Below are 13157 nucleotides of genomic sequence, written 5' to 3' on the forward strand. Positions count from 1 at the left end.
AGATTGTGGCTTACGGTCGGGAGATTCAATCGCACCAGGGAGTTCCGTGCCTACTGCACACGCCGCCGCTCGCGCGGTATTCGTCGTCTTCGCTGCCAGTGGGTTCGCCTTCGCGAGCTGGGCGTCGCGCCTTCCCGCGGTGCGGGACGGGCTGGGTTTCTCCGAGCAGGAGATGGGCTTCCTCCTGCTCACGGGGTCCATCGGCTCGGTCGCCGCGATCCCGCTGTCGGGCCTGGTCGCGGAGCGGTTCGGTACGGCGCGGACCGTCCTGACCTTCGCGGGCCTGCTCGTGGCCGGCCTCACGGTCGCCGGGTACGGCGTCGCCACGGACCAGCACCTCGCCGTCCGGGGCGGCCTGATCCTGTTCGGCGTGGGCGCCGGGGTCTGGGACGCCGCGATGAACCTGGAGGGCGCGGCGGTCGAGCAGCGGCTCGGCCGTGCGGTCATGCCGATCTTCCACGCGGGTTTCTCGTTCGGCACCGTGATCGGCGCGGGCCTCGGCATCCTGGCGGCCAACGTGGGCCTCCCGGTCGCCTGGCACGTCGTGGCTGCGGGGGCCGTCGCGTTCCTCTCCGTGCTGGTCGCCACCCGCTTCTTCTCGCCGAGCGTCGTCTCCGCGGCGCTGCCGGACGGCGCGACCGGGGCGGTCAGCGCGGACGGCGCCGACCCCGCGGAGGTGACGCCACCGCCCTCGGGCGTCGCGGGTCTGCTCGCCGCCTGGCGCGAGCCGCGCACCCTGGCGATCGGCCTGGTGGTGCTCAGTGCCGCCCTCACGGAGGGCGTGGCCAACGACTGGGTGAGCCTCGCGGTCGTGGACGGCTTCGACACGTCCGACGGCATGGGCGCGGTGGGCCTGGCCGTCTTCCTCACCGCCATGACGACCGCCCGGCTGGCCGGGACGCGCGCCATCGACCGGTACGGCCGTGTCCCGGTGCTCGTGCTCTCCGCGCTGCTCGCGTTCGTGGGTGTGCTGACGTTCTCGCTGGTCCCGGTCCTGTGGCTGGCGCTCGTCGGCGTGGGCCTGTGGGGCCTCGGCGCGGCGATGGGCTTCCCGATGGGCATGAGCGCGGCGTCCGACGAACCGCGCCGGGCCGCGATGCGGGTGGCCGCGGTCTCGACCATCGCGTACACCGCGTTCTTCGTGGGTCCGCCGCTGATCGGGCTGGTCGCCCACGAGACGGGCTATCGCCTGGCGGTGCTCGTGCTCCTGGTCCCGATGGTGCTCGGGCTGGTCGTGGCACGCTCCGTGCGTCCGCTGCCGACGGCGGCGGGTGTGAAGAGGTAGCGCGGATCACGCCAGCGGGTCTGCCCAGGCCAGGCCGCGGAAACCAGGGAGTGAACACGTCTGCGGACACCAAAAGGTTCCAGAATTGGCAGACATCACCCACGCCATGTCGAAGATGTGCACAAATCCCACGCTGCGGGTAGATAGGCTTGCACGGTGAGCCCATACCCGGCAGACACCGTCCAGGCACAAGCGGTGGTCCCCAGCCTCGCCGACCTCACCACTCTGCGAGTGGGTGGACCGGCTGCCTCGTACGTCGAGGCCGAGGATGAGGCCGCTCTGATCGAGGCGGTGAGCGCCGCCGACGACGCCGGCGTGCCGCTGCTCGTCGTGGGTGGCGGCTCGAACCTGCTGGTGGCCGACGAGGGTTTCGGCGGCGTCGTGGTGCGCGACGTCCGCACCGGGATCAGCGTCGAGTCGGACGACACCTGCGGCGGCGCCGTGGTCAGCGCGCCGGCCGGCCAGAACTGGGACGAGCTGGTCGAGCGCGCCGTCGACGAGGGCTGGGTCGGGGTCGAGTCCCTGTCGGGAATCCCGGGGACGGTCGGCGCCGCCCCCGTGCAGAACATCGGCGCGTACGGCCAGGAGCTATCGGGCGTGGTCTCGCTGGTCCGCACCTGGGACCGCGGCGACCGCCGGGTGCGCACCTTCGCCGTCGGCGAGCTGGGCTTCGGGTACCGCACGTCGCTGCTCAAGAAGTCCATGCACGGCGAGGGCCGCGAGGGCATCCGCGGCGAGGGCGACCCGCGGGCGCCCTGGTACCCGTCGCCGCGCTACGTGGTGCTGAACGTCCAGTTCCAGTTCCGGCTCGGCACGCTGTCGGCGCCCGTGGGCTACGGGGAGCTGGCGCGCCGTCTCGGCGTCGAGGTGGGCCAGCGCGCGCCCATGAAGGACGTCCGCGAGACCGTGCTCGGCCTGCGCGGCGGCAAGGGCATGCTCCTCGACCGCCCGTCCTTCGACGGAGAGCCGGACCACGACCGCTGGAACTCGGGCTCGTTCTTCACCAACCCCGTGATCCCCGTGGAGCACCTGGAGCACCTGCCCGAGGACGCCCCGCGCTACCCCGTCCGCTCCGCGACGCCGGAGACGACCACCGGGCCGAGCCTCGGCGCGATCGACCCCACGCTCGTCAAGACGAGCGCGGCCTGGCTCATCGAGCACGCCGGCTTCGCCAAGGGGTTCGGCCTGGCGGGGGAGCACAGCCCGGCCCGGCTGTCGACCAAGCACACGCTCGCGATGACCAACCGCGGCGGCGCCCGGACCGAGGACGTCATCGCCCTGGCCCGCGCGGTCCGCGACGGCGTCCGCGACCGGTTCGGCGTGACCCTGGTCCCGGAGACCGTCCTGGTGGGCGTCTCCCTCTAACGGTCCGCACGTGTCAGGGGCTCAGGTCACCATGGTGACCTGAGCCCCTGACCTGTCGGAGCAGGTCAGTAGACGACGACCGGGGTGCCCGACGGCGCGCCCCAGCTGTCCCAGATCCAGTCCATCGCGCTGTTCGACACGCGCACGCAGCCGTGCGACGCCGGGAACGCCGGCACCGACGCCGAGCCGTGCACCGCGATGCCGCCGGTGAAGAACTTGGGCCGCCACATGTCGCCCAGCTCGAGCCGCGACGCGTACATCCGGTTCTCCTCGCGGTACACCGCGAACGACCCGCGCGGCGTGTACGCCGTGTAGGTGGCGCCCTTGGCCTCGTACGTCTCCCCGTTGCCGGACGACGCGTTGATCACCTTGACGACCTTGCCGTTCTCGACGGCCAGCACGAGCTGCCGGTCGATGTCGATCTCCAGCACCTTGCCCGACGACGTCTGCGGCCGCGGCACCACGCCCTTGTCCGCCGCGGCCAGCGTGGCGTCGCCGACCACGCCGTCCCGGTACAGGCCCCCGGCCTTCTGCAGCGCGAACACGGCCTGCTGCGTCTCGCCGCCGTACGCGTTGTCCACCGACGTCACGAAGTAGCCGAGGTCCCGCAGCCGCTGCTGCAGCTTGCCCACGCGGTCGCTGACCTCGCCGTACTCGATGTAGTCGGGCTTCTCCGGCTCGTCGTCCTTGTCGCCCTTGCCGTCGCCCTTGTCCCCGTCGGCCTCGTCCTGCGAGCTGCCCTTGCCGTCCTCGCCCGTGCCCTCGTCCGGGCCGCTGTCGTCCGAGCCGTCGGCGGCGCCCGCACCGGAGTCGTCCGTGCCCTCGCCGGCGCTCGCGGACGGCGACCCGCTCGGCTCCGGCTCCTCGGACGGCGCGCTCGCGCTGGGCTCCGGGCTCGGCGAGCTCTCCTCGGACGCGGACGGGCTCGGCGAGCTCGTCGTCCGGTCCGCCTCCGCCGGCGGCTCCTGGCCGTCACCGCAGCCGGCGAGGAGGGTCGCCGTCAGCGCCATCACGCCCAACGTGCTCATGACCCTCTTGCCCACGACTCTCCTGCCCGCGTGGTTCGACCTGCTGTGCACAACCCGCATCGTGACTCCTCCTCGGCCGCGCCTGCTGGGGGTGGCGCGGCAGCGCACACACGAGACGACGTCGTCCCCTCGTGAGTGTCCTGTATCTGTAACCGACGCACGTCGGATCAAGATGGTTGGGTCGGTCGATCGTCACCCAATCGTGACTGACCCGCCCGTCGGGAGGACATCCAGGGTATCGGCGGGGTCGGGCGCGAGCAGCCACGCGTCGACGTCGGCCAGCAGGCGCGCCTTGGTCGACGACGACGCCCGGCTGGCCCGGATCGACGAGCTCGCCAGCGCCGCCAGCTCGCTGTCCGTGAACCCGTGCGCGTCCCGCGCGATCTCGTACTGGTCCACGAGCCGCGAGCCGAACAGCAGCGGGTCGTCGGCCCCGAGCGCGATGACGGCGCCCGCGTCCACCAGGGTGCGCAGCGGCACCTCGTCCGCCTCGCCGTACACGCCCAGGCCGATGTTCGAGCCGGGGTTCACCTCCAGCGCGACGCCGCGGTCCACGATCTCCGCCAGGACGCGCTCGTCCTCGGCGGCCCGGACGCCGTGCCCGATCCGGTCCGGGACGAGCTCCCGCAGGACCTCGCTGATGTGGTCCGGCCCGAGCAGCTCGCCGCCGTGCGGCACGGCCGCCAGCCCGGCCCGGCGCGCGATGTCGAACGCGGGCCCGAACTGGGACGTGTCGCCGCGCCGCTCGTCGTTCGACAGCCCGAAGCCCACGACCTCGCCCACACCGTCACCCGCGTACCGGGCGGCCAGCCGGGCGAGCGTGCGCGCGTCGAGCGGATGCTTCATGCGCGACGCCGCGATGATCACGCCCACCTCGATCCCGTGCTCGGCGCTCGCGGCCCGGGCGGCGTCGATGACGATCTCGACGGCCGGTGTGATGCCGCCGACGAAGGGTGCGTAGGACGTGGGGTCGACCTGGATCTCGAGCCGGCCGGAGCCCTCGGCGGCGTCGTCGGCCGCCGCCTCGTGGACCAGGCGGCGCATGTCGGCCTCGGACCGCACGCACGCGCGGGCGGCGTCGTACAGGCGTTGGAAGCGGAACCAGCCGCGCTCGGTGGCGGGCAGGCGCAAGGGGTCGTTGTCGATGAGCGCCTCGGGCAGCCGGACGTTGTACGCGGCTGCCATGTCGACGAGCGTCGGCACCCGCATGGATCCGGTGAAGTGCAGGTGGAGGTGCGCCTTGGGAAGAAGTGCGAGGTCTCGCATCTGCGTAGTGTGGCAAAGCAGTGGTCCGGTGGCAGCCGCGATCGTGATACTCCGCACTACTCACACATCCCGCCGCCCATCTTTGGTGTGCGCGCGCTCCGCTACGTATCCTGAGAAGAACATGCCCCAGATAGCCGAAATGACTGATTTGCTTGATGCGCGACCATGGACACCGGTGAGCCAGTGAACGAGAACAACACGGGTGAGACCGAGGCCGACGCGGCAGACCTCCCGGTGCACGTCGTCCTCGGCGGAAAGTACGAGCTCGTCGACGTCCTCGGCACTGGGGCGACGTTCACGGTCTACGACGCGCAGCGGGTAGCGGTCCCGGAGCCCGTGCCGGGTGACGGCGAGGACTCCGCGCCGGACGCGTCCGGCGACGGGTCGGACGGCTCGGACGGCTCGGACGAGGCCGGTGCTCCGGGCGAGGCCAGGGACGCGAGGTCTGGCGAGGCCACGGACGGCGCGCCGGCCGACGGCGATGCCGGCTCCGAGCCCGGTACGGACGACGGTGGCACCGGCACCGGCACCGGCACCGGCACCGGCACCGGCTCCGACACCGCCTCCGCCGTAGCCTCCGACGGCGCGGCCGAGCCCGGAGACGAGGCCGATGCCGACGCGACGGCGGAGATCACCGAGCCCGCGGAACCCGAGGACGACCCCTTCGACGGGCCCCTCGTGGTCAAGGTGCTGCACCCGCACCTGGTCGACGACCGGAACGCGCGGGCCTCGCTCCAGCGCGAGGTCGACGCGTCGGCGCTGGTGACCCACCCGGGCGTCGTCAAGGTGCTGGACTCCGGCGAGGAGGACGTCGCGGGCGCGAGCGTCCCGTGGACGGTCATGAACCGGGTGCCGGGCATCTCCCTGTCCGACTACGCCGGGGACAGCGGCTTGCCCTGGCGCGACGCGCTCGCCATCATCGACGGCCTGCTGGAGGGGCTCGCCGCCGTGCACGCGGCGGGTCTCGTGCACCGGGACGTCGCGCCGCGCAACGTGATGGTCGACAAGCGGCCGGACGGCACGTTCGCCGTCGGGCTGCTGGACCTCGGGCTCACCCGGCCCGCCGGCGGCGATGGCGAGGGCGCCACGGTGGCCGGCTCGGTCATCGGCATGTCGCCGGAGCAGGCCCGGGGCAAGCCGCTCGACGCACGGAGCGACATCTACGCCGTCGGGGCGCTTGCCTACTACACGCTGACCGGCCACGCCCCGTTCGAGCGGGCGCAGGCGGAGGACGTCCTGCGGGCGCACGTGAACGCGCCGGTCCCCGCGGCCTCGGCGCGGCGCGCGGCCGTCCCGGCATCCGTGGACCGCCTGGTGTCCCGGGCCATGGCCAAGGACCCGAACCGCCGGTTCCCCACCGCAGAGTCGATGCGCGAGACCGTCACGATCCTGCTCGGCGGCCCCGCGGGGCGCATGGGCACAAGCGGCGAGACCATGCAGCTCGGTGTGGGCGCCGGCGGCACCGAGGTGATCGACCCCGTCGCCGGGTCCGGCACGATGGTGCTGGGCCAGGCGGCCGAGGGCGGCGACCGCACCACGCTGGTCGGTGCGGTGGGGGCCGCCGGTGCCGCCGCGGCCCTCGGCGCGGACACCGCGGCGGCCGCCGTGCCGCCCCAGGTGCCGCCGCCGCTGGAGCCGCCGGAGGAGCAGCGCACCTTCTGGCAGAAGATGACCACCGGCCGTGGCCGCGTGATCACGATCATCGTGTTCGCGCTGCTCGTGTTCGGCGGCGCGGGCCTGGTGATCGCGAACATGCTGGGCAACAACGGGACGCCCGCGGTCACGCCGAGCGAGAGCCCGTCGACCCATGAGCCGTCGCGGTCGCCCAGGCCGTCGCCGACGCCGAGCGAGACGGACGAGGTGGCACCGCTGCCGGAGTTCACGCCGTCCCCGACCCCGACCCCGTCGCCGACGCCGACCCCGACGCCCACGCCGACCCCGACGCCGACCCCGACTCCCACGCCGACGGACGAGCCCACCGACGAACCGACGGACGAGCCCACCGACGAGCCGACGGACGAGCCGACGGATGAACCGACCGACGAGCCCACGGATGAGCCGACCACCCCGATCGAGCCCTCGACCAACCCGACGGGCGGTCAGGCGGAGGGCGACACCACGCTGCCCGCCGGTAGCCGGTAGCCGGTAGCCGGTAGCCGGTAGAGCCGGTAGGCCGGGCTCAGCGGGTAGCCGCTGGGCCGGCTAGGTCGACAGGCGGGGGACCGGACGGCCCGGGTCGCGACGAACTCGCGACCCGGGCCGCACGTCACAGCTCCTTGAGACGCTCCTTCAGCGCCATCGCGGCGCGCGCCCGGAGCATCGGTCCCTCGGCCTCGTCGTCCGAGCTCGCCTCCGCGACCGTCGCCATGTGCGCCGCGAACCGTGCGTCCGCCGCCGCAAGAGTGGCGTCCGGCGCGGCCCGGTAGGCCTCGGCGACGTCGTCCAGCGCGCCGTCGTGGAAGGTCACGCCCATGGTGTCGATCGGCAGCGCCACGTCGTAGATCGCCGACGCAACCGCCGCCTCGACGCGTGCCGTGATGTCGATTTCGCCCGAGTTGTTCATGCGGGCAACCTAGCGGCAGGCACCGCGCGCCGTCGCCGAAAGGTCAGGCGATCCAGCCGCGCTCCCGGGCCACCGTCACGGCCGCCGTCCGGTCCGCGACGCCCAGCTTGGCGAATGCGCGGAGCAGGTGCGTCTTGACCGTGGCCTCGGTGATGGACAGCTCGCGCCCGACCTCCGAGTTCGACCGCCCGCGGGCCACCAGCGCCAGCACCTCGGCCTCCCGCGCGGAGGGCCGTTCGGCGGCCGTGCGGACCGAGCTGACCAGGCGTGTCGCGACGCTCGGGGCCAGCACCGTCTCGCCCCGGGCCGCGGCGCGCACACCCGCGACGAGCACCGCGCGGGGTGTGTCCTTGAGCAGGTAGCCGGTCGCCCCGGCCTCGACGGCCCGCAGGATGTCGGCGTCGGTGTCGTAGGTCGTCAGCACCACCACGCGCGGCCCCGTGCCGACGATCCCGGCGGTCGCCGCGACGCCGTCCAGCACAGGCATCCGCAGGTCCATGAGCACGACGTCGGGCCGGAGCTCGGCGGCCAGGGACACGGCCTCCTGCCCGTCGGCGGCCTCACCCACCACCTCGAGGTCGTCCTCGACCGTCAGCATGCCCGCCAGGCCCGACCGCACCACCGGATGGTCGTCCACCACCAGCACCCGGATCATCCCGCCACCCCCTGTGTCCCGTCACGGGCGGGCTCCACGACCCTGGTCCCGTCGCCCGATCCTGCCTCGCCGTCCGATCCTGCCCTGCCGTCCGATCCGGCCCTGTCGCGCGGGGCGGTTTCTGCCGCACCCTCGACCGGCACCCGGACCTGCAACGTCGTGCCCGCGCCGGCCTGGGACCTCACCGACAGCGTGCCGCCCGCCGACCGCACCCGGTCGCGCATCCCCGCCAGCCCGAACCCGTCGGAGACGTCCGGCCCGAAGCCCCGCCCGTCGTCGGCCACGGTGAGGGTCACCGCCCCCTCGGCCCTCGCCAGGCGCACGGCGACGGCCACTGCCCGCGCGTGCCGTCGCACGTTCGTCAGTGCCTCCTGGGCGGCCCGCAGCAACACCACCTCGGTGGCCGGTGGGAGCGGCCCGACGCCGTCGGCCTCGAAGCTCACCACCTGCTCCGTCTCCAGGGCGTACCGCTCGGTGAGCCTTCTCAGCGCCTGCGGGAGCGAGGCGTCCTGCAGCGCCACGGGCGCGAACGCGGCCACCAGGGCACGTGCCTCGGCCAGGTTGTCGCGGGCCGTGTCCTCGACGAGGTGCAGCCGCTCGCGCACGGCGGCGTCGTCCCCGATGTCGAGGGCTGCCGTCGCGGCCTGCGCCTGCATGACCACGCTCGTGAAGCCCTGGGCGAGCGTGTCATGGATCTCCCGGGCGAGCCGCTCGCGCTCGGCCACGACGCCCGCCTCGTGGTTGGTCCGCGCCAGCTCCGCCTGCGCCGCGCGAAGCTCGTCGAGCAGGCGGGCGTGCTCCTCGGCGCGCCGCATCGCGAGGTGGAACCAGAGCCCCAGGGCGACCGCGAACAGCAGCGTCACCAGCATCTGCGGCACCACGCTGAGCACCACCCCGGGTGCGAAGCCATAGGCGGCGACGATGCCGACCGTCACCGAGACGGCGAGCACGGCACAGCCGATCACGCCCTGCCGGATCGACTCCAGCAGCATCCACACCTGCGCGAACGCGATGAACATCAGGAACGTCGCGATGCCCGCCTGCGACACCGCCACCCCGGTGCCCAGGACCAGCACCACCAGGTAGGCGACGGCGAGCCGCCGCTCCCTGGTCCGCGCGGCCCGTGCACCCCACAGCAGGTACGCGACCACGATCGCGGCCAGCGCCCCGAGCGCGATCACGAGCGGCACCCCGCGCGTGCCCTCCAGCACCAGGGCGGCGGCGGTCAGCGCGACGATCACGCCGAACGCCGCGTCCCACCAGCGCACCTGCTGCTCCCACCCGTCGTTCAGGACGACGGCGCGCGCATCGTCAGCCGGCAGGTCTTCAGGACGGCTTCCTCGTGCTCCGCTACGGGCGGGTGCCTCGTTCCTCGGCCTCCACCCTCCGCTGCGCCCTTCGTCAGCCGGCAGGTCTTCAGGACGGCTTCCTCGTGCTCCGCTACGGGCGGGTGCCTCGTTCCTCGGCCCCCACCCTTCGCTGCGCCCTTCGTCAGCCGTCATCGTGCCGTCGCCACCGGAACGTCCGGGTGCCGACCACGAGCGCTACCACCAGCCATGCCGCCAGTACAGCAGCCGTGGCGCCGTGCTGCCAGGACCCGGCCGGCTCCGCCGCCGCGAACGACTCCGGCAGGAACACCGACCGCATGCCCTGAGCGATCCACTTCAGCGGGAAGATCGAGGACAGGTCGAGCATCCACCCCGGGAGCTGGGTCACGGGGAAGAACACCCCGGAGGTGAACTGCAGCACCAGGAGCGGCGTGACCACCACGGCGCTCGCGGACCGGCCGGATCGGGGCACCGACGAGTAGGCGACGCCGCACACGGCCCCTGCCGCCGTGCCGAGCACGAACACCCAGGCGAACGTGATCCAGTGCCCCACGTCGTCGGGCAGGGGCACGTCGAAGGCGAGTGCCGCGACCGCGAGCAGCAGCGCGGTCTGGGCGAGCACGGTGACCAGCGACAGGAACACCTTGCCCAGGAAGTACGACGTCGCGGGCAGGGGCGTGGCGCGCAGCCGCTTGAGCGTCCCGTCGTCGCGCTCGACGGCGATCGACATGGCGAGCGTCTGGTACGTCGAGAGCATGACGCCGGTCGCGATCATCCCGGGCAGGAAGTACTGCGCGAAGCTGACGCTGACACCGTTCGAGACCGCCGGGTCGTCATCACCGAAGACGGTGGAGAAGATCGCCAGCATGATGATCGGGTAGGCGAAGCCGAAGACCATCGAGTCGCGCTCGCGGACGAACTGCAGCAGCTCCACGCCGCCGCGCACCAGGCCGAGCCGGAGCGTGCCGGGCAACCTCCGCACCGCGCTCGACGCGGTACCGGTGGTCGTGCTCGTCGCAGCAGTCGTGCTCATCACGCCGCCTCCTCGGTGTCGGTCGGGTTCTCGCCGATCAGGGACAGGTAGACGTCCTCGAGTGTCGGACGGGTCACGGACAGGCCGGGTACCTCGCCGTCGGGTCCGGCCGCGGCGATCAGCCGGGCGACGGCGGCGGTGGGCCGGTCCGTGCGCTCGGTGCGGCGTGTCCCGCCGTCGTCCCACGCGACGACCGGCGTGCGGGCCCCGGGCCCGCCCAGGGACTCTGGCGTGCCTTCGGCCACCACGACGCCGTCGCGCACGACGATGACGCGGTCGGCGAGCTGCGCGGCCTCGTCCAGGTAGTGGGTGGTCAGGAGGATCGTGGTGCCGTCGTCGCGCAGTCCGGTCACCAGGTCCCAGAAGGACCGGCGCGCCTCGGGATCGAACCCGGTGGTGGGCTCGTCCAGGAAGAGCAGCTCGGGGCGCCCCACGATCCCGAGGGCCACGTCGAGCCGTCGTCGCTGTCCGCCGGAGAGCCCGCGCGTCCGGGATCTCGCCTTCTCCGCGAGCCCGACGGCGGCGATCACCTCAGCTGGGTCGCGCGAGTCCGGGTAGGCGGCGGCGGTGGAGCGGACCTTCTCCAGGACCGTGAGCTCGCTCAGGTCCCGGGAGTCCTGCATGACCACGCCGATCCGTGCGCGCCACGCGCGCCCGGCCTCCTTGGGGTCCTCGCCGAGCACGGCGACGTCGCCGTCGTCCCGGTCGCGGAAGCCCTCGAGGATCTCGACGGTGGTGGTCTTGCCCGCGCCGTTGGGGCCGAGCACCGCCACGATCTCACCGTGGGCGACGTCGAGGTCGAGGCCGGCGACGGCGTCCTTGAACCCGGTACGGGCGTTGCCGTACCGCTTGCGAAGACCGCGTACCCGCACGGCCTGGGAGCCGGATGTCTGCATGCCTCGAGCATGCTCCGTGGGAGCCTCGTGACGGGACGCCCGTTCGGCTGCACCTCGTGTCCGTCGTCCGGTGGACAAGGGACCTTCCGCGACCTGCAAGGGTCCGTCCGGAACGAGTTCGACCTACGGCCCTGGGTACCGTACAGTTGTGCCTCGGTGATCGATGCTCACCTGATGCCGTGCGCCTCTCCAGGGCTCGTGGTATGGCAAGATCAGGCATCGAACACAAAGGGTAGTGGCGCAATTGGTAGCGCAGCGGTCTCCAAAACCGCAGGTTGCAGGTTCGAGTCCTGTCTACCCTGCCAGCGTGAACCCCAGCGGGGCCGCGCGCAGCGGGCCCACGTGAGTGGACCTGGAACGGCAGTCCGCGCCGCCTGGCGCGCCGGGCCACAGGAGTGGGGTAGCAGTGAGCGACACCGAGGTGATCCAGAGCGCCGCGGAGCGTCCGAGCAAGGGCGGCGGCAACATCTTCGCCCGAATCGCGCTCTTCGTGCGCCAGGTGGTGGCCGAGCTCAAGAAGGTCGTCTCGCCGACGCGCTCCGAGCTCATCACCTACACGACCGTCGTGCTCGTCTTCCTGGTCGTCGTCATGATCTTCGTGGTGGCCCTGGACTACGCCTTCGGCATGCTCGCGGGCTGGGTCTTCGGCTGATCCTTCCTCGCGGATCCGGCGGCTGACGCCGCCGTCGACCGGTCCCGGAAGCGGGTCCGTGTCGGTCCGGGTGCGCCGGACGAGCTCATGGGGCACGCTGCGCAGTACTTCGCTGTGACGGTTCTCGCCCGTCGCTGATTGTCCCTTCGCGGTACTTTCGCGCGACAATGGCCGGACACAGCTCGTAGAAGTACGCACACCCGTGCCGGGCGCAGCCCCGGCGCACGAAGAGAAAGCAGGTTCGTTCGTGTCCCAGGACTCTCTGGACCAGACGGAGAACGTCTCGCCGGCCGACGGCGACGAGACGGCCGTCGACGCGCCCCTGGACGCCGAGAACGCTGACGTGCCTGCGGACGCCGAGACCCCGGCCGAGACCGACGTCGAGCCCGCGGACGAGGATGACGCCGCCGACGAGCGCCCCGTTGACGCCGACGGCGACGTCATCGTGGACGAGGTCGAGGAGTTCAAGCGAACTCTCCGCAGCCAGCTGGGCGACTGGTACGTCATCCACTCGTACGCCGGGTACGAGAAGCGCGTGAAGACCAACCTCGAGAACCGCATCCAGAGCCTGAACATGGAGGACTACATCTTCCAGGTCGAGGTTCCGATGGAAGAGGTCGCCGAGATCAAGAACGCGCAGAAGAAGATCGTGAGCCGGGTCCGCATCCCGGGTTACGTCCTCGTGCGCATGGACCTGACCGACGAGTCGTGGGGCGCCGTGCGCCACACGCCGGGTGTCACGGGTTTCGTCGGGCACACGCACCAGCCGGTGCCGCTGAGCTTCGACGAGATCTACTCGATGCTCGCGCCGTCGATGCTGCCGCAGCCCGCCCAGGTCGGCCAGCAGGCCGCCGGCGGTGGCACGGTGACCAGCAGCGGCAAGGCGCCGGTCCACGTGGACTTCGAGGTCGGCGAGTCGGTGACCGTGACCGACGGGCCGTTCGACACGCTGCCCGCCTCGATCTCCGAGATCAACGTCGAGGCCCAGAAGCTCAAGGTCCTCGTCTCCATCTTCGGCCGGGAGACCCCGGTCGAGCTGGGGTTCAACCAGGTCGCCAAGATCTGATTCGTTCGTCCCCAGCACTT

Annotated in this window: 12 protein-coding genes and 1 tRNA gene; 6 read left to right on the plus strand and 7 right to left on the minus strand. The window is 72.4% G+C overall.

Annotated elements, in window-relative coordinates; translation table 11 throughout:
* Positions 1-46: 46 nt before the first annotated feature.
* Positions 47-1285, plus strand: coding sequence for an MFS transporter (locus tag QRN56_RS02710; protein ID WP_285100943.1), 1239 nt, complete (start codon positions 47-49; stop codon positions 1283-1285).
* 156 nt (positions 1286-1441) lie between these two features.
* Entirely contained in the window at positions 1442-2650 is a 1209-nt protein-coding gene (locus QRN56_RS02715) for a UDP-N-acetylmuramate dehydrogenase (protein ID WP_285100945.1), read from the plus strand.
* Between the two features lie 65 nt (positions 2651-2715).
* Here the strand turns inward: QRN56_RS02715 and QRN56_RS02720 are convergent, their stop codons facing one another.
* Positions 2716-3678: a L,D-transpeptidase family protein gene (locus QRN56_RS02720; protein ID WP_285100947.1), complete on the minus strand. Its 963-nt coding sequence runs from the start codon at positions 3676-3678 to the stop codon at positions 2716-2718.
* 192 nt (positions 3679-3870) lie between these two features.
* Positions 3871-4944 (minus strand): adenosine deaminase, encoded by a 1074-nt coding sequence (locus QRN56_RS02725; RefSeq protein ID WP_285100949.1) that lies wholly within the window; start codon positions 4942-4944, stop codon positions 3871-3873.
* A gap of 183 nt (positions 4945-5127) precedes the next feature.
* On the opposite strand from QRN56_RS02725, the gene QRN56_RS02730 reads away from it, so the two are divergent.
* Positions 5128-7086, plus strand: coding sequence for a serine/threonine-protein kinase (locus QRN56_RS02730; RefSeq protein ID WP_285100951.1), 1959 nt, complete (start codon positions 5128-5130; stop codon positions 7084-7086).
* Between the two features lie 124 nt (positions 7087-7210).
* Here the strand turns inward: QRN56_RS02730 and QRN56_RS02735 are convergent, their stop codons facing one another.
* From QRN56_RS02735 to QRN56_RS02755, 5 genes are all read right to left on the minus strand, one after another.
* Positions 7211-7507, minus strand: a complete 297-nt coding sequence (locus QRN56_RS02735; RefSeq protein WP_285100953.1) for a hypothetical protein — start codon at positions 7505-7507, stop codon at positions 7211-7213.
* Between the two features lie 43 nt (positions 7508-7550).
* Entirely contained in the window at positions 7551-8162 is a 612-nt protein-coding gene (locus QRN56_RS02740) for a response regulator (protein ID WP_285100955.1), read from the minus strand.
* The gene (locus QRN56_RS02745) at positions 8159-9430 is read right to left on the minus strand and encodes a sensor histidine kinase (RefSeq protein WP_285100957.1); all 1272 of its coding nucleotides are present in this window, start codon (positions 9428-9430) and stop codon (positions 8159-8161) included. Before QRN56_RS02745 ends, QRN56_RS02740 begins: the two co-directional genes overlap by 4 nt.
* Before the next feature lie 223 nt (positions 9431-9653).
* On the minus strand, positions 9654-10523 hold the full coding sequence (locus QRN56_RS02750; protein WP_285100959.1) for an ABC transporter permease: 870 nt from the start codon (positions 10521-10523) through the stop codon (positions 9654-9656).
* A complete protein-coding gene (locus tag QRN56_RS02755; protein ID WP_285100961.1) occupies positions 10523-11419 on the minus strand; it encodes an ABC transporter ATP-binding protein in 897 nt (298 codons plus the stop codon). The genes QRN56_RS02750 and QRN56_RS02755 overlap by 1 nt, the downstream gene beginning before the upstream one ends.
* Before the next feature lie 229 nt (positions 11420-11648).
* On the opposite strand from QRN56_RS02755, the gene QRN56_RS02760 reads away from it, so the two are divergent.
* The 3 genes from QRN56_RS02760 to nusG all read left to right on the plus strand — a co-directional run bounded on the left by QRN56_RS02760 (position 11649) and on the right by nusG (position 13137).
* Positions 11649-11724 (plus strand) — tRNA-Trp (locus QRN56_RS02760).
* Positions 11725-11825: 101 nt separating this feature from the next.
* Positions 11826-12071, plus strand: a complete 246-nt coding sequence (gene secE / locus QRN56_RS02765; RefSeq protein WP_020016096.1) for a preprotein translocase subunit SecE — start codon at positions 11826-11828, stop codon at positions 12069-12071.
* 247 nt (positions 12072-12318) lie between these two features.
* Entirely contained in the window at positions 12319-13137 is an 819-nt protein-coding gene (gene nusG / locus QRN56_RS02770; RefSeq protein WP_285100963.1) for a transcription termination/antitermination protein NusG, read from the plus strand.
* Positions 13138-13157: the final 20 nt, after the last annotated feature.

The organism is Promicromonospora sp. MEB111 (assembly GCF_030209445.1).
Taxonomy (GTDB): Bacteria; Actinomycetota; Actinomycetes; order Actinomycetales; family Cellulomonadaceae; genus Promicromonospora.